Annotated in this window: 12 protein-coding genes; 5 read left to right on the forward strand and 7 right to left on the reverse strand. The window is 62.9% G+C overall.

Translation table 11 applies throughout. The features are described 5' to 3' along the window. Positions 1-6: 6 nt before the first annotated feature. From FA87_RS01485 to rpsU, 6 genes are all read right to left on the reverse strand, one after another. Entirely contained in the window at positions 7-7,641 is a 7,635-nt protein-coding gene (locus FA87_RS01485; RefSeq protein WP_043691916.1) for a neuraminidase-like domain-containing protein, read from the reverse strand. A gap of 120 nt (positions 7,642-7,761) precedes the next feature. Next, entirely contained in the window at positions 7,762-8,376 is a 615-nt protein-coding gene (locus tag FA87_RS01490) for a DedA family protein (RefSeq protein ID WP_036116396.1), read from the reverse strand. A 91-nt stretch (positions 8,377-8,467) separates the two neighbouring features. Further along, entirely contained in the window at positions 8,468-10,210 is a 1,743-nt protein-coding gene (dnaG, locus tag FA87_RS01495; RefSeq protein WP_036116393.1) for a DNA primase, read from the reverse strand. Between the two features lie 61 nt (positions 10,211-10,271). Further along, the gene (locus tag FA87_RS20140) at positions 10,272-10,445 is read right to left on the reverse strand and encodes a DUF1328 domain-containing protein (RefSeq protein ID WP_036116391.1); all 174 of its coding nucleotides are present in this window, start codon (positions 10,443-10,445) and stop codon (positions 10,272-10,274) included. Positions 10,446-10,620: 175 nt separating this feature from the next. After that, the gene (locus FA87_RS01505) at positions 10,621-11,064 is read right to left on the reverse strand and encodes a GatB/YqeY domain-containing protein (RefSeq protein WP_036116389.1); all 444 of its coding nucleotides are present in this window, start codon (positions 11,062-11,064) and stop codon (positions 10,621-10,623) included. Positions 11,065-11,199: 135 nt separating this feature from the next. Beyond that, on the reverse strand, positions 11,200-11,415 hold the full coding sequence (gene rpsU, locus FA87_RS01510; RefSeq protein ID WP_029213735.1) for a 30S ribosomal protein S21: 216 nt from the start codon (positions 11,413-11,415) through the stop codon (positions 11,200-11,202). 83 nt (positions 11,416-11,498) lie between these two features. Between rpsU and tsaD the strand changes: the two genes are divergently transcribed. The 5 genes from tsaD (at position 11,499) to FA87_RS01535 (ending at position 15,726) form a co-directional block, all read left to right on the forward strand. Further along, complete coding sequence (gene tsaD, locus FA87_RS01515; RefSeq protein WP_036129334.1) at positions 11,499-12,521, forward strand: tRNA (adenosine(37)-N6)-threonylcarbamoyltransferase complex transferase subunit TsaD; 1,023 nt, start codon at positions 11,499-11,501, stop codon at positions 12,519-12,521. Between the two features lie 105 nt (positions 12,522-12,626). Continuing rightward, positions 12,627-12,986 (forward strand): dihydroneopterin aldolase, encoded by a 360-nt coding sequence (folB, locus tag FA87_RS01520; RefSeq protein WP_036116385.1) that lies wholly within the window; start codon positions 12,627-12,629, stop codon positions 12,984-12,986. A gap of 26 nt (positions 12,987-13,012) precedes the next feature. Then, positions 13,013-14,266, forward strand: coding sequence for a mechanosensitive ion channel domain-containing protein (locus FA87_RS01525; RefSeq protein WP_156108808.1), 1,254 nt, complete (start codon positions 13,013-13,015; stop codon positions 14,264-14,266). Between the two features lies 1 nt (position 14,267). Beyond that, positions 14,268-14,768 carry a 2-amino-4-hydroxy-6-hydroxymethyldihydropteridine diphosphokinase gene (gene folK / locus FA87_RS01530; protein ID WP_036116383.1) on the forward strand — a complete coding sequence of 167 codons (501 nt, stop codon included), beginning with the start codon at positions 14,268-14,270 and terminating at the stop codon, positions 14,766-14,768. Positions 14,769-14,871: 103 nt separating this feature from the next. After that, entirely contained in the window at positions 14,872-15,726 is an 855-nt protein-coding gene (locus FA87_RS01535; RefSeq protein ID WP_036116382.1) for a DUF6159 family protein, read from the forward strand. 133 nt (positions 15,727-15,859) lie between these two features. Here FA87_RS01535 and FA87_RS01540 read toward each other — a convergent pair whose 3' ends face one another. Next, a complete protein-coding gene (locus FA87_RS01540) occupies positions 15,860-16,597 on the reverse strand; it encodes a pteridine reductase (protein ID WP_043691925.1) in 738 nt (245 codons plus the stop codon).

Consider the following 16,597-nt stretch of genomic DNA (forward strand, 5'->3'; position numbering starts at 1 on the left):
TTCGGGTCATTCGTCAAAGGGATGATTCGAACGAGCGTGCTCGGTGATTTTCCACGCCGCATCCGAGATGTCCACCACAACGCGGTCGTATACCCCTCCCCTGGTATCGGTCGAAGCTTCGTCCAGCAACGTCCCGTCCTCGCTTACCATGGCCAGGACGATATCGAAGATGGCGTATTGCCCTGTAACGCGCGACGTTAACGAGCCGAGGATGGCCAGCGTCGTATCGTTCGCAATGGCATCCGGCATGGATTTTCGGTAGTAAGCGGCAACACTGGCAGCCTTGGCCTGGGGACCGAACTTCGTGGTGCCAACGATGATCTCGTAGAAGTTCTTAAAGAAAGCCACTGCTATCGCGGGGTCGATCTCGGCTGGATTCTCCTGATATGTCGCCACCGGGCTGGCCAGCGGAGATCGGCCCAGAACCTTGCTGCCGACTGTGTTCGCAAGGGCGCTGGCTGCGGCCGCGAATGCGGCTCCCCCATCACGAGCCGTGTACTTGACGCGGAAAATGACGTCGGTGAGTCGCGAGGCGCCTTTGCCCAGCACCGTCTCCCACCCGGTCCTGATGCCGGGCAGCTCCAGTCGCCATGTTGAGATGGCGCCCGTGCCTTCGAAGGGCAGTAGCCGGCAATCGTCAAAAAGCAGCGAGGCCAGCACGCTCTCACCTTCCGCCGTCAGCGCGTCGGCGGTCCGTGTCGACACCGCGGTCTGCTGATTGGCCCGCACAGAGGTGCGTAGCGCCTCGTGTGTGCCGGTCTCGGGTTTGTAGAGGCGTTCGAGTGCTTTCGTGTCCGCCTCAGTAAGGATGGTGCTGCTGATCTGTGTGAGTAAAGCGGGTACGTGGCACGTGGGATCGACGGCCTCCACGCCATTCAGGACGAGCGTGACCGAAACATGCTGGATCTGGCGCAGGTAATGTCCCGGATAATCCTGATCGAACAACAGCGACGGCAGCGAGAACGCGAAGCCCCTGCCGGACAGCCCATGGCGCAGCGCCGTGACGTCATCGCCACCCTTCAGCCCCGCCAGCGATATGTCTCGCTCCACCAGTATCCGCCGCTCGTTTTTGCGAAGGTAAGCGGAGTCGATCATCAGCAGGTCGCGTTGAAACGATTCGCCGGCCAGCATGCCTTTCCACTTGTCGGACCACGCTGCGGAACTGACAAACTCGCTGGTGAAATCGCCCGTGTCGCGTTGGTAAGCAGCCTCCGCATCCAGGCACAGTGCGAAGACCGCGTCATATGCCATCGAATAAATCGATGTCAGTTGGGAAATCATCCAGTGATAGGTCGGCCCGATGGCGAAGCCAGTCGTCATGAATACGTATTCGTCATCCATGAGGCGCAGCTTGGTCTGGGCTTCCTCCAGCGCAAGACCCGCCGCCGCCACCGCAAGGTCCTGCACCGCTATCTCGCTGTCGCAGACCGACAACTCGGCCTTGGCGGTCGCAATCTCAAATTTCCATTCCGCCGTGCGGCGAGCGAATTCGGCCTCTTTGAAAGCCGCCTGAGCCGCCACGTCCATCATGTCGGCCGCGTATTTCACGGCCTGGCTCACTGCGCCGGCGATGGCTCCTGGCTTAGCACCCCCTGAGGCCACCCCGAAGATGGTCGGATAGACTTCGCTCCCTTTCTCGACGCTGCCGAACACCCCGGCCTGGGTGCGCAAGAAACCGGCCGTCGTGCCGAGCACGAAGCCAGCGGCCTCGGCGTGGTAAAGGCCATTGTCCACCAACCGTTCGAAATGCTTCTTGCGCTCGAGGAGAAGGTCACGACCGCGCTCAAGCTTTAGTCGCTCGGCTCGTGCGGACGTGAGCCCGTTGCTCTGAAGATTGATGGTGAAGCGGTGAAGATCGATAAGGTTCTTCTGCTGCATGACCGCCAGTTCGGCGTCGAACTCCGCCTCATACACGTGGAACAGTTGCTGGCCCATCTCCGTCAACCAAGCCGCCGCCTCCCGGGCCTTGGGCATGATCTCGCCATATCGGTAGCCCGGCGCGGTCAGCGTCCGGGATGGCCTGCCCTGGCTCGATGAGCCCGTGCGCGGATTGAGCAGGTAATTGAGTGAGGTCTCGCCCGCGTACAGGGGAAGTAACCCGGGTTTGCCGTCGAGGGTCAAGCCATGGCGTAGGTTGTCCATGCGACGTACGAGATTCCGGTGAGCCTGCGTGATCCGCCGGTCTGGCGAGGCATGCAGGGCTTCCATCGACAGCGACTTCAGTTCGGTTACCTGCCACCGCTCCGGGGCTAACGGTTCCGGTAGCCGACCGATAAGACGCAATGCCTTCTCGTAACACAGCCACGCCTCCACCAGTGCGTCGCGCGTCATTTGCCGGTAGAAACTGTCGCCTTCGGCGAGCCATAGCTCGACGAGGAAAAGGAACGTCGCGCGGCGATAGTGGTCGAAGTTAAAGTCGGCCAATGCATCCGGATCCTGCACATAGGTCTGGCTGGCGAGCGCACCGCCCTTGAGGGTGAGCGGCACGGCATTCCAGTACCTCGACATACCATTACCGCCATCAGGCAAACCGCGCTGCGGATCGAACAGGTGCCTCGTACACCATTCCTCAGCAAGGCGGAATTGCCTTGTTTCGCGAAGACGCCATGCGACCAGCCATGGGACGTGGAAGAAGAGCTCCCAGAAATACACGCCGTTGCAACCACCGAAGTCGATGGGCGACGGCGAGGCATCGCTGGTCGCGCCAGGCTCTTCCATTGTTTGCGTGCGCCAGGCGAGCACGCGCTGAACGGAGTGTGTGGCCAAGGCAACGAGGCGCTTGCCGAAAAGGGTGCTGAGGGGAATCGCTGTCGGTGGCAGCGTGCTCCCTCCTTGCGCCTTACGATTCGCCTCAGTGAAGTCCAGGCTATGTATGCGCGACGCATTGCAGCGCATGACGACCGACGGCACACCATCGTCGGGTTGAAGCTCGTCCGCCAGCAGGTCGACAATCGCCAGGCGCGCAATTCGCGTGGCATATGGTTCCGACTTGGGCTTCAGGCGGCTGAGCGTCACCGTGATTTCGAATGGATCGTTGAGCTTGCTTCGCTCCACGAAGAATTCACTCGTCAACGCGGCGAGACTGTCACCAGCCTTACATACGAATTGTGCAAGTTCCGCACCCTTACTATCGGTAACGCGAACGAGCGTGTCAGCCAAAGCAATCCCGGAGGTTGGAAAGTTCCACTCCCACCGCCCCATCGAATACCGGAAGTCCCGGTTATAGACACTTACCGAGCCCAGCAAGCTTTTTGCTTCCTGGTAAGAATAGTAACCAAAGTTACCGGACCACTTTGCGAAGGAAAGTGAGCGGCTCGATCCGTCCGAGAAAGTCAACTCGGCCATTTTTCCGGGTGCTCTGCTATATCTTCTCAGCTGGAGGTAGCCAGGCTTCGACGGTGAGAGCCAGAGGTTCGTATCGTAGCTGTCGGTAGACGGCATATCGCTAGGTAAAGACGGTAACGCCATGTTCCCTTCTATCCCGTACAAGACACGTATCCGATCCCCGTTCGCCGCGGAATCTAATTTGATAAAAGGAATGTGAAGAGGTTCTGAGAAAGGAGCTTTGAAATATCTGTCACGCAGAGCCTCTTTATCCTTTTCATCCGCGCTCGCAATCGCTTCGGCTTCTGCCTTCCATTCATCTTTAAGTTTGGTCAACGTCCGATTCAACTTTTCATCCGCAATGACGTTCTGGCTTTCGCCAGCTAACTCGTCGCGTATGATGGTGGCAGCTCCCACATATCGATGCTGAATGACCCTGGGGTCGTCGAACATCCTGCTCCACCGGTCGACGAGCTTTGCCTCGCGTGGGCGTCCGACAGGGTCGTCTGTATCGATCTCCCGCGTTTCGACGAGAAGAAGATCCTTTGCGGCGATGTAGTAATCGCTGTTGCGCGCGTAGGTGGCCTTTTTCTTCTTCCAGGACACGTCGGTATCGCGTGTGACCAGTAGAGCGACCAGCCAGGGATCGTCCGTACGTGGGCCGCTTTCGTCCACCATCACGACAATGCGGGGTTGGTAACTCAGCGTTTTCATCAGGGTCTTGTCAGGTTGGCCACCGCACCGTTCAGGCCGACCCGCCGGATCGGTGCCGTCGAGCCGAATAAGCTCGTTGGCCGTGCTCCATTGACCATCGGTCTGCAGGTAGGCGTAACACAGCCGGAAGACATAGACGTCGCTTGTCTTGTTGTCGAAGTTCGCGGCGGTGCCGTCACGCTCCAGCCACACGATGTATCGGCGCCCTGCAATGACGACCGGGCGAACCGCATCGATCGAGGTTCGCGGGTCGTTGCCGAAGTTGGCGCTCGTTTCCTTGTTGAGAGGTGTCTGCACGATGACGCCCGTGGCGGGCAGCGTGATCTTCTGCCATTCTCCCCAGGCCAGCATACTGGGTGCGCCTCGGGTGTCCCGGATCGACATGTCCAGTGTGCGCCAGTAATACTCCGCCGGCTCCACGTTTGATCGGCCGATGAAGTGAAACGTGTCGTTCTGAGGATCCACCCCGTCGTGATACGCGGATAGCGGCTGGATATTGCTGACGCGCTCGAAGCCGGCCAGGTAAGTCAGCATAGCGGTCTGAATCTCGTCGGCAGCGAACTTACCCTGCCCCACGAGTTTCTCAAAAGCCTCGAACAGGCTTGATTTGCTGCTCCGGCGGGATGGATCGAGAAAGCCCGATGGCTGGCGCTTCATCGTGTTGTAGGTCTGCCACGAGCCGAACTGGCTGCGCCAGGCTCGCCACGCCTTGCGTTCGCTGACGAAGTGTTCCTGCCATGCATAGCCATCCTCCAGGCGCGCATACACGCGATGGATGTACTGCTGCAGGCTGGCGATGGCGGCGGCGACACGCGTCGTACGAGGCTCGCTTCCCACTTCGACGTCGGTGAGCAAGTAGGCGGACAGGTCGACACGGCGCACCATCTCCGGCAGTGGTACGGGCTGCGAGCTTCCGAAATGCAAAAGCCACGTGCACAGTGCGTCGCGCCAGGCTTCCGCGAGCGTGCCATCCAGGGCGGTACGCTGGGAGGCGTCCAGGGTGGTACTCAGGCCCGCAGCCACGCGCTCGACCTGCGGCGCGTCCGGCGTCTCCTTCATGTCATTGAGATCCTTCAGCGTGGCGACTGAAATTCCCAGCTCCCGCTGCAAGGCCAGCAAACGCATGACATAGTCGATGTCCGCCACGTCTCCCGCGATGCCGGCAACGGCTTTTTTTCCGATGCTCCTGGAGAGCTCGCGGATCTCCGTGGGGGTGGCGCCAAGCAGTCTGGCCAGGTTCGCTGCCGCTTCGTCAATGGCAGGCGACTCCTTTTCATGGGTGCGCTTCAGGTACGCCAATGCATCTGGCTCGTCGAAGCCAGTTGCAAGCGTTCCCACCCAGTCGCGGTAGCGGCTTAAACGATAGAGCATGTCAAGCCTGATCGAATGTGTCGGCTTGCCGTCAGGGCTCCGCAGGTTGAACCATTCCGGATGAGCGACGAGGCCATCGATACAAGTGCCGCTGAGGCCGAACATGCGGACCACCGAAGCGATACGGTGAACCCGATGCCAGCGCTGCGTCATGTCGCTGGAGAATGTGCTTGCGTCCGCGTCACCATCGACGCGGTTGTTCAGAGCCATCATGGCGTCGCCGAGCAACTGGTAACCGCTGACGCCGGCCCAGGTCAGGACGGCCGGGGCCTGGGCGACGTCAAGTGCGAATGCCGTGCGCAGCAATTGACTCGCGACCTCGTTCTGAGACGCGGCGGTATCGGCGATCGCATTGCCGAGTTTTGACACGTAGTCCTCGACGGGCGATACGGTGTCAGGCTTTTTCAGCTTCGTCAGAAGCCCGGACAGCTTGATACGCAGGGCTGGACTCTGCATGGCCTGTGCGGCGGGAAGGATCAGTCCGTTGTTGTCCACGAACTCGTTCAGGACCTCGCTCCACGCTTTTCCACCGAGGTCGTAGTCGACCTCGGTGTCTCGCATGAGCTTCTTGATCGTCAGCGTATCCAGCCGACTGGTCGACAGCGATTGGGCAGCATCGGCAAGAGCCGCCAACCAGGCGTTGGTGGCGGTGGTCGGCGCCGTGTCGTCACAGAGCGGCTTGAGCTTAATAAACGAAAGATGGTGCTGCCGGGCCCAGTCGGCCGCGTTCCAGATGGCCGGTATGACATCGAGGATGTCGAAAGCATCCAGCGAGCTGGTTATAGACGGGTTACCCGCGATCTGGGCGTTGTAACCGTTGGTCTGCTGCTCGAGCAGGTCCAACATGGCGAGTCCTTCTTCGATGCTAAGGCCGAGCAGACGCGGTAGCGACGTCAGGCGGTAGCAGGCGGAGATCACTGGCAGCGTGCACGCCCTTGTTTTCTGCACCGCTTCGACACGTTGCAACAGTTGTTCCAGCAACGTGGTGTCGATGCGCAGTGCGGTGGCGAGCGCTGCGGTGTCGTCTGCCGTGAACGGCTTGTTGGTTACCTTGATCAGGCTGTCGAGTAGCGCAGGCGTACGACCGATCGCATAGACGGGGAGGTTCCCGATAAGCGCGGCGAAGCCGTCCGGAGTGATCTCTGTGCTGGCTTTCAGATGGCCGTAGAGGCCTAGTGCGCGTAGCGTCTGCTCGGTCGGTAAGGTATCCGCCGCTGCCTTCTCTGCAGCGAGCGCGCTGCGAAGCAGCAGGTCGGCTTCGGCGTACGAAACGTCGAGGCGCGTGCGGACTTGCAGCAGGCGCTGCATGCGATCCATGTGCGTGGCTGTTAGTCCGGCGATTTCCGTATCCATGGCGTCGGCGGATCCGGCACGCTGTTTTATCCATAGCGGGCCGGCGCCTGCATTGATAAACGCAGCGCCATACGCTTTGCTGGACGGCTTGCTCGTGCCGTCGGGAGCGTATCGGGCGAGGGACACAGCGGTGGCTGCATCGGCTTCCTTGGCAACGCCGTCGACGGCCAGAAGATGGCGTACATCACGACGTTTCAGTCCCGTGGCTTCCATGAGCGTCTTCACCGCGCTCAGTTCGCCAAGGGTGGCGCCAGCTTTTTTGCTGAACAACGCTGCCGCGGACGCATCCGTCGTCACGGCTGGCCCGATCAACATCTTGCGCACGGCGGGAGAGAAGCCGCAGCCCATCGTCACTGCGTCGCGCAAGCCTTTACTGGGTTTCTCCGTGGCGACGAATGCCGGGAATTCCGGGTCCGAATGGCGTACTGCCCGCCATAGCGGGATGCCGCGCAGGTGGAGGATGCTGAGTACGCGATTCCATGGCGCGTCATAGGGGAGCCCGATGGGTGTCGTGGCACTGACCATGCGCTCCTGGACGCTAGTGGAGCTGCCGGTGCACAGGACAATGCGCTTCTCCAGCAGCTCGTTAACGAGATCGAGCGTGCAATATTCCCGACGGAGCGCCGCGCTATCGAGAGCGAGGTCGGGAAGGTCTGGTCGTCGCATCGCGAGCAGGCAGGCTTTTTCGGGGGCGGCGCCCTCTTCGAGCCGGCTGCTCAACGTAAACAAGTCGCTGAGATAAGCCACCGGGCCCGTCTCGTCGTCGACGGCTCCTGCCACCGTCAGCAGATTCGCATCCTCGGCGAAGAGTGCGCTGTACGTAGCCGCGTCGATGGTGGCGGCGGATGGAGCATTCGTGACGTCGCTGTCGCTGCTCATCAGGGATCCTTCCCTTGGTTAAGGCGACGGAACGTCGCGTATCAGGACGCTAGCAGTTGGATTCAGGCAGTGATATAGACCGTTCGTTGTAGGTGACCCGCCGCGATTCACTACGGAGGCTTAGCGCTCGTCCGCAGATTTGTGCTTTCGCCACCAGATGACGCCCAGCCCGATCACTGCCGCGGCGATGGCCAGATAAATCCCCGTCTGCCCGCGATGGATCCACATTGACAGCCATTCGTGGTTATGCGCGCCGAAGTAACCCAGATACACCCAGATCGGCACGCTGATGGCGGCGGCAAGTCCATCGAGCAGCAGGAAGCGGAAGAAGCCCACGCGATGAGTGGCACCGGCGGTGATGAACACCGCGGTACGCATACCCGGCAGGAAGCGGGCCACGAACATCATGCGGTTGCCGTACTTCTCGAACTTCTCCTGCACTTTCGCATAGCGCTCGGGGGTGAGCAGGCGGGCAACGACACGCCAGCTCATGATCCGTCCCCCGAAATGCCGGCCGAGCAGGAACATCGTGGAGTCGCCGAACAGCACGCCCGCCATGCCGACACCCACCATGGTGTGGACGTCGCCATAGCCGAGCCCGGTGATGATGCCGCCGGCCACGAGAGTGATGTCCTCGGGCAGCGGGATGCCCGCGCCACAAAGCATCAGCGCGAAGAAAACGGCGGCGTAGCCGTTCCTTCCGAAAAAATCGACGAGGTCGTTGAGTAGATCCATCAGTGGCGCGTAAAGCCGGCTGGGGCCGGTCCCTTCGAGGAACGAGGCGGGGATGATCCCATGGATCGTGTTATGAGAGCGGTGCGCCGCATCATTCGCCCGCCGTGCGGGCCGGCGCGGCGCGGGCCGCCAGGAGAACGCGCAGTTCCGCCTTCTCGGTGTCGTCCAGCACGCCTTCGCGAACCCGGGAGATCAGGTACTCGCGGCGTTGTGTCGTCGCCTGGCGCTCCATCTGAATCAGCGCGTCGTGGAACTCCACGCGCTGCATCTCCGGCTCGCCGATGACCTCGGCCGACATCAGCTTCTGCAGCGAGGCGTACTCCGGACGCTCCATGAAGTACTCGACCAGCACGGCCGGGCGGATGCCGGGACGCGCGCGGGCCACATCGAGCAGCTCGGCCAGCAGCGCGACGCCAGGCCGGTCGAGGCGGAGAAAGGGGTAGGGTGGCTCCACTTCGGCGGCCAGATCGGGCTGGGCGAGCAGCAGGGTGATCGCGCTGCGGACCAGGCTGCGCTGGACGTTGGTGGGGCGGTTGGCGTCCTGGCGCGGGGCCGGCGGCTCAGGCTCCAGTACGGCACGGGCGCCGGTGCGGCGCTCCAGCTCCTGGCCCATGAGATCGCGGAAGGCACCATCGGGCAGCTTGGCGATCAGCGGGCGGGCCCGCTCGGCCAGGCGGGCGCGGCCGTCGAGGCGGGTCACGTCCACGTCCCGGGCCAGTTCCTCGAAGAAGTACTCCGACATCGGCATGGAGTCCTTCATGCGCTTCTCGAAGCCTTCCTTGCCTTCCTTGCGGACCAGAGTGTCCGGGTCCTCCCCGTCGGGCAGGAACAGGAAGTGGGCCTGGCGGCCGTCGCGCATGCGCGGCAGCACCGATTCGAGCGCTCGCCACGCGGCGGCCTTACCGGCACGGTCACCGTCGAAGCAGAAATAGACGTCGGGGGCGGCACGGAAGAGGACTTCCGCGTGGTCCGGCGTGGTCGCGGTGCCCAGTGTGGCCACGGCGATGGGCAGTCCGGCCTGATGCAGGGCGATGACGTCCATGTAGCCCTCGACCACCATGATCCGGGTGACCTGCTGGTGCGCCTGCTTCACCTGCCACAGCGCGAACAGTTCCTTGCCCTTGTGAAACAGGGCGGTCTCCGGCGAATTGAGGTACTTGGGGCTCTGCTCGGACGACAGCACGCGGCCGCCGAAGGCGATGACCCGGCCGCGGCGATCCAGAATGGGGAACATGACCCGTTCGCGGAACCGGTCGTATCTGTTGCCGCGCTCGTTGCTGGCGACCATGCCCGCTTCGTTGAGCAGCTGGCGCCGACGGTCATTGGTGCCCAGCGCCTTCATCACGCCGTCGAAGCCAGCGGGCGCCCAGCCGATGCGAAAGCGTTTGACGATCTCCTCGTCCAGCCCACGGCCGTCGACGTAGGCCTTCGCCTCGGGGCTGCTGCCCAGCTCGCGCTGGTAGAAGCTGGCCGCTTCGTCGAGGAGGGTGTAGAGGTCGCTGCGGTCTTCCCGTGGCTTATCGTCACGGCCGCCCTCGTAGGGCACTTTCAGGCCGGCGGACTGGGCGAGTTCCTCGATCGCGTCGGGAAACTCGAGCCGGTCGTAGTCCATGATGAACTTGATCGCGCTGCCGTGGGCGCCGCAGCCGAAGCAATGGAAAAACTGCTTCTGCGGGCTGACGTAGAACGACGGCGAGCGCTCGTTGTGAAACGGGCAGCACGCCGTCCATTCGCGCCCTGCCTTCTTCAGCGGGACGCGCCGCTCGATCACGTCGACGATGTCGACGCGGGTCAGCAGTTCATCGATAAAGCTGTCGGGAATACGGCCACGCATCAGTCGCCTAGGATGCCACGCATCCGCTTCCGTATGGAGTCCGCATTCCCTTATCGGGCGATCAGAACGCCAGGTGGAAGACGCCGATGACCGCCAGGATCGCGATCACGAACAGGATAAGGAAGATGGCGAAGCAGACCTTGGCGATCGTGCCGGCGATGCCCGAAATCCGGCTGAAGCCGAGGGCGCCGGTGACCAGGGCGATGAGGCCGAAAATAATGGCGTACTTGAGCATGGGATCTCTCCGTCGAGCGCCGGAGGAACGTCCTGCCAGCCGCGGTGCGGAGCATGCTCACAAATGTGTAGGCTCGCCGTGAAACGGCGAGGCCTGTAGGAGCGCGCCCTGCGCGCGAAGCCAACTTTGCGTCGGGCTCGGGTCGCGCGCGGGGCGCGCTCCTACAAGTACTGGGTCAGGCGAGTCTGGCCTTAACCTTACCGGCCACCGCGCCCATATCGGCACGCCCGGCGGCCTTTTCCTTCACCAGCGCCACGACCTTGCCCATATCCCGGGCGGTCGTCGCACCCGTCTCGGCGATCGCCGCGGTGATCACGTCGTCCAGCTCGGCGTCGCTGAGCTTGGCAGGGAGGTAGGTCTCGATGACGCTCATCTCATAGCGCTCGATGGTCGACAGGTCCGTACGACCCGCCTTGTCGAACTGCTCGATCGAGTCGCGGCGCTGCTTCTGCATCTTTTCGAGGACGGCCAGGACCTGGTTATCGTCCAGCTCGATCCGCTCATCGACTTCGCGTCGCTTGATCTCGGACTGCATCAGGCGGATAACTGCCAGACGGTCTTTCTCGCCGCCCTTCATGGCGGCCTTCATGTCTTCGGTGATCTTGGCTTTCAGACTCATGGCATTTCTCCGGGACGACGAAAAGCCGGCTCCGCCTTTCGGCGAAGCCGGCTCGGTTTTCCGCCTGATTGCGGCGGCAGCGGGCGAACGCGCCAGCCGCGGATCCAACACCCGACCGTGAGGCCGGGGAGGCAATCAGTACATGCGGGTCCGGCGCGTCGTGTCGCGAGACAGACGGCGGAGGTGACGCTTCACGGCAGCAGCGCGCTTACGCTTACGCTCCTGGGTGGGCTTTTCGTAAAATTCGCGCTTGCGCGTTTCGGCCAGGACGCCAGCCTTCTCGCACGTACGCTTGAAGCGGCGAAGGGCAAGCTCAAACGGCTCGTTCTCGCGGACTTTAACGCTCGGCATGGAAACTCCACTTGTTTAAACTGACCCGTCTACCCGGGTGAGCCGTGGATTATAACGTGATCGATTCGAAAAATTCAAAGCCCGTGTTAGGTGTGGAAACGTCCTGTGACGAAACGGGCGTCGCCCTTCTGCGCTGGGACCCGGAGAAGCCGGGCCGTGGCCTGCTTTCCCATGCCTTGTTCAGCCAGATCGCCCTGCACGCCGAGTACGGCGGCGTGGTGCCCGAGCTGGCCAGTCGCGACCATGTCCGTAAGCTACTTCCCCTTGTGCGAGAAGCACTTAAGGACGCGGGTCTGACACCATCGGATCTCGGTGGCGTGGCCTACACGGCGGGCCCCGGCCTTGTGGGTGCCCTGCTGGTGGGGGCGTCGGCGGCCCGCGCCATGGCCTGGGCGCTCGGCGTGCCGGCCATCGGTGTTCACCATATGGAAGGTCACCTGCTGGCGCCTTTGCTGGAGGATGACCCGCCGGAACCGCCCTTTGTGGCGCTCCTGGTCTCCGGCGGCCACTCGATGCTGGTCGAGGTGAAGGCCATCGGCGAGTACCGGATTCTTGGCGACACGCTGGATGACGCGGCGGGTGAGGCCTTCGACAAGACCGCCAAGATGATGGGTCTGCCGTACCCCGGCGGTCCCGCGCTGGCCAGGCTGGCGGAGCAGGGCACGCCGGGGAGTTTCCGCTTCTCCCGGCCGATGACCGACCGCCCGGGGCTCGATTTCAGTTTCTCCGGCCTGAAGACCCAGGTCCTGCTGGCCTGGCAGGCCTCGGACAAGACGGATCAGACCCGTGCCGATATCGCGCGGGCCTTTGAAGAAGCCATCGTCGACACCCTTGCGATCAAGTGCCGCCGGGCGCTCGAGGCCAGCGGTGCCAGACGGCTGGTAATCGCGGGTGGCGTCGGTGCCAACAAGCGTCTGCGGGAGCAGCTGGCCGAAGCGGGTGCGAAAGACGGTTTCCGGGTGTATTTCCCACGGCTGGCGTTCTGCACCGACAACGGCGCGATGATCGCGCTGGCAGGAGCGATTCGCCTCGCGGCGGGTCAGCAGCAGGACCGCACGATTCAGGTGCACCCGCGGTGGAGTCTCGAAACCCTTCCGGCCGCCTGACGTCCCTGTAGGAGCGTGCCCCGCGCGCGATCAACCGGGGCGTATGTTGCACAAAACGCCCCGGTCGCCGACCCTGTACGCCCCTTCGCACCACCAGAACCCCTCATGGATATCGTCTTCATCGAAGACCTGCGCATCGACGCGGTCATCGGCATCTACGACTGGGAGCGCCGGATCCGGCAGACGCTGTCGTTCGACCTCGAAATGGCTTTCGACAACCGCAAGCCGGCCGCCAGTGACGACATCAACGAGACGCTGAACTACAAGTCGATTTCCAAACGCCTGCAGACGTATGTGGAGTCGTCCAGCTTCGGCCTGGTCGAGACACTGGCCGAGCGCTGCGCCGAGATCGTCCGTGAGGAGTTCGGCGTGTCGTGGGTTCGCCTGAAGCTGTCCAAGCCCGGTGCCGTACGCGGGGCGAAGGCCGTGGGTGTCCGCATCGAGCGTGGCACCCGACCGGAATGATCCACTTCGAGAAAACACTGACCGTCATGGAAGACTTTGTCGCGTCCCCCGAGCTGAAGCGGGTGGCTTTCGTCGCAGGCCTGTTCGTCGTGGCCTGGCTGGTTGGTCTGCTTGGCCGCGTGTTCCTGCATCGCGTCGTACGTGTCGCCACCCGTCATACCGCCTGGCGCTGGGACGACGCGCTCTATGAGTACGGCGCGTTCCGCTGGCTGGCGCGCATGCTGCCGGCCATCGTCGTCTATTACGGCATCGGGATGTTCCTCTCGATCGCCGACGACGATATGGGTGCCTTCATCCGCAACCTCGCGGTCTGCTGGATGATCGTCTGCGTCATCGCGTCGCTGGGTCGCGCACTGATCGCATTCGAATCGCTGTACAGCGCCACGCCGGCGGGCAAGCGTTCGATCAAGGGCGTGGTGCAGTTGCTGCAGCTGGCGTTGTGGATCGTCGCCCTCGTCCTGGTGATCACCAAACTCACCCATCAGAGCATCGGCCTGCTGTTGTCCGGCATAGGCGCGATGTCGGCGGTGTTGCTGCTGGTATTCAAGGATACGATTCTCGGCTTCGTCGCCGGAATCCAGCTAAGCACCAACGACATGCTGCGCGTCGGCGACTGGATCACGATGACGTCCGCCGGTGTCGACGGCGATGTTATCGACATCACGCTGCATACGGTCAAGGTGCGCAATTTCGATCGCACCATCGTGACGGTGCCGACCTGGCGGCTGATCGCCGAGTCGTTTCAGAACTGGCGCGGCATGCAGGATTCCGGTGGCCGGCGGATCAAGCGCGAGCTGTTCATCGATGCGGCGGGCGTGCGGTTTCTCGAGGACGAGGAGCTCGAGCGTTTCGGCAGGATGCATCTGCTGACCGCCTATCTCGAGCGAAAGCGCGAAGACATCCGTCGCTGGAACGAAGCGCTGGGTGACGCCGGCAAGCTGCCGGTCAATCGCCGTCGCCAGACCAACATCGGTGCGTTCCGTGCTTACGCGGATGCGTACCTCAAGGCACATCCCGATGTGCACGACAAGATGACCCGCATGGTGCGTATGCGCGATCCGGGTGCCCTGGGCATTCCGCTGGAGATTTACGCGTTCACCAATACGGTGGTGTGGCTCGACTACGAGCGCATCCAGGCGGATATCTTCGATCATCTGATTGCGATCCTTCCCGAGTTCGGGCTGCGGCCGTTCCAGCAGCCGTCGGGTGGGGATCTGCGCGAGGGCTTCGCGTCCATGCGCTCGGCCGCCGTGGTGACGCCGGTCGCGGCGGAGGACTGACATGGGCCGCGCGTATCTGAGTCTCGGTTCCAACATCGACGCTGCGCGCTGGCTGGGTGCGGCGGTCGCCGAGTTGCGGGCGCGCTTCGGCGCGCTGAATGTGTCGCAGGTGTATCGCAGTGCGGCTGTCGGTTTCGATGGGCCGGACTTCCTCAACCTCGCGGTGGCCCTGGACAGCGACCTGGGGCCGGAAGCGCTCAATGACTGGCTGCATGCGCTTGAAGATCGGCATGGACGGGTTCGGGGTGGCGAGCGTTACGCCGACCGGACGCTGGATGTCGATATCGTCCTTTATGACGATCTGGTCCTTAGCGGGAAGGGGCACCTGGAGCTGCCACGGGGCGAGCTTCGGCATGCGTTTGTGCTTAAACCGCTGGCGGATATCGCGCCGGACGTGCGCCACCCTGTGGATGGACGGACGCTGGGCGAACTCTGGGCTGCCTTTCCGGCGGAGAGTGAGCCGCTGGTGGTCGACGAGGCCTGCACGGTCGCCGTTGCCTGAGAAAGCCGTCGGTCTGGACGTCCTGTCCCGTGACAGCCTCCGGTGGCGGCTGGCCAGCCAAGGTGATACAACGCGTTCCACCAAGGGGTTCTAAGGAAAGGTTATGGGTAAGTTCGCACGCAGCTGGGCACTGATGAAGTCCAGCGCCACGATCCTCCGCCAGGACAAGGAGCTGATGCTCTTTCCACTCCTGGCCGGTCTCGCCTCGCTTCTGGTCATCGCGACCTTCGCCTGGCCGGTGATCGCCATGGTCGGATCGAATCAGGTCGATCTCGAAGGCCAGCGCCATCACGTTTCGCCGCTCTTTATGCTGGTCAGCTTCGCGTTTTACTTCGTGCAGTATGGCGTGGTGATCTTCTTCAACGTCGCGCTCGCCTCCGCCGCCATGATCCGTCTCAACGGTGGCAACCCGACGCTCGGTGACGGCCTCCGCGCCGCGATGGGCAAGCTGCCGAACATCATCGGATATGCCCTGATCGCCGCCACGGTCGGCATGATCCTGCGTGCGCTGCAGGAACGTCTCGGCTTCGTCGGCCGCATCGTCGCCGGCATCCTCGGCTTCGGCTGGACGGTCGCCACCTTCCTCGTCGTGCCGGTGCTCGCCGCGCAGGACATCGGCCCGGTGGACGCGGTGAAGCGCAGCACCTCGTTGCTGAAGGAAACCTGGGGCGAAAACCTGATCGGCAACGCCGGCATCGGCCTCGCCGGTGGCATCCTCACCTTCTGCCTGATCTTCGCCAGCGCCGTGTTGTTCTTCGGTGCCGTCGCGACGCATTCGGTGGCGTTGATGATCACGGTCGGCGTCGCGGCGGTTGTCAGTCTCGTCGTGCTCAGCCTGTTTCAGGCGGCGATGCACGGCGTCTACTCCGCTGCGTTGTATCGCTTCGCGACGGAAGGCGACCCGGGTCAGGGCTTCGACCGCGCTCTGCTGGAATCGGCGTTTCGTCAGAAGAACTAAGGCACCGCTGTGATGACGAGGAAGGCCCCGACCACGTTCGGGGCCTTCTTCATTTGTAGATGCTGGAAGCCAACCGATGCCGGTGGGAGCGAACCCTGCCGGTGCTATCACGTAGCCCTTGCGTTACCGCGAATTAGATGTTGAGTGCGCGGCCGCCGTCGACGCGGATGACTTGGCCGGTGGTGTAGTGCGCGTCCATCAGCAGCCAGCGCACGGCTTCGGCGACGTCGGTGGGCTCGCCTTTGCGGCCGAGCGGTGTTTTGGCGATGAGCGCATCGGCGGCTTCTTCGGGCTTGCCGGACTCGGGCCAGAGAATGGCGCCGGGTGCGACGGCGTTGACGCGGACGTCGGGTGCGAGGTCTTTGGCCAGCGCCTGCGTGAGCATGTTCAGAGCGGCCTTCGCCATCGAGTACACCGCGTGTCCGGCAAGCGGACGTTCGGCGTAAATGTCGACGATGTTGACGATCGATCCGCGCGCTTTACGAAGGGCGGGAGTCGCTGCCTGTGCGAGGAAAAACGGTGCGCGCGCGTTGGCGGCAAACAGGTCGTTCCAGTGGGCTGCCGTGGTGTCGCCGATCGGCGTCGGGTAGAACGCCGATGCGTTGTTGACCAGTCCGTCGAGGCGGCCGAAGTGGTCGGTGACGCTGGCGATGAGTATGTCGGGTGTGGCGTCGTCTTCCAAAGCGCCGGCGAAGATGGCGGCGCTTTCAGGGCGCGCAGCGTTGAGCTCCCGCGACAGAGCTTTGGCTTCGTCTGCCGATTGACGATAGTGAATAGCGACGTCGCAGCCTGACGCGTGCAGGTGACGCACGATGGCGGCGCCGACGCGGCGTGCGCCTCCGGTGACGAGGACGACCGGTTGCTTGTTCAC

Origin of the sequence: Luteibacter sp. 9133, from assembly GCF_000800155.1 — a bacterium.
GTDB classification, from domain to species: domain Bacteria; phylum Pseudomonadota; class Gammaproteobacteria; order Xanthomonadales; family Rhodanobacteraceae; genus Luteibacter; species Luteibacter mycovicinus.

What these genes read in the sequence shown, in the direction of transcription:
- FA87_RS01485 (WP_043691916.1), bottom strand. Translation starts at nt 7,641, where the DNA reads ATGAGCAGCGACAGCGACGTCACGAATGCTCCATCCGCCGCCACCATC.
- FA87_RS01490 (WP_036116396.1), bottom strand. Translation starts at nt 8,376, where the DNA reads ATGGATCTACTCAACGACCTCGTCGATTTTTTCGGAAGGAACGGCTAC.
- dnaG (WP_036116393.1), bottom strand. Translation starts at nt 10,210, where the DNA reads ATGCGTGGCCGTATTCCCGACAGCTTTATCGATGAACTGCTGACCCGC.
- FA87_RS20140 (WP_036116391.1), bottom strand. Translation starts at nt 10,445, where the DNA reads ATGCTCAAGTACGCCATTATTTTCGGCCTCATCGCCCTGGTCACCGGC.
- FA87_RS01505 (WP_036116389.1), bottom strand. Translation starts at nt 11,064, where the DNA reads ATGAGTCTGAAAGCCAAGATCACCGAAGACATGAAGGCCGCCATGAAG.
- rpsU (WP_029213735.1), bottom strand. Translation starts at nt 11,415, where the DNA reads ATGCCGAGCGTTAAAGTCCGCGAGAACGAGCCGTTTGAGCTTGCCCTT.
- folB (WP_036116385.1), top strand. Translation starts at nt 12,627, where the DNA reads ATGGATATCGTCTTCATCGAAGACCTGCGCATCGACGCGGTCATCGGC.
- FA87_RS01525 (WP_156108808.1), top strand. Translation starts at nt 13,013, where the DNA reads ATGGAAGACTTTGTCGCGTCCCCCGAGCTGAAGCGGGTGGCTTTCGTC.
- folK (WP_036116383.1), top strand. Translation starts at nt 14,268, where the DNA reads ATGGGCCGCGCGTATCTGAGTCTCGGTTCCAACATCGACGCTGCGCGC.
- FA87_RS01535 (WP_036116382.1), top strand. Translation starts at nt 14,872, where the DNA reads ATGGGTAAGTTCGCACGCAGCTGGGCACTGATGAAGTCCAGCGCCACG.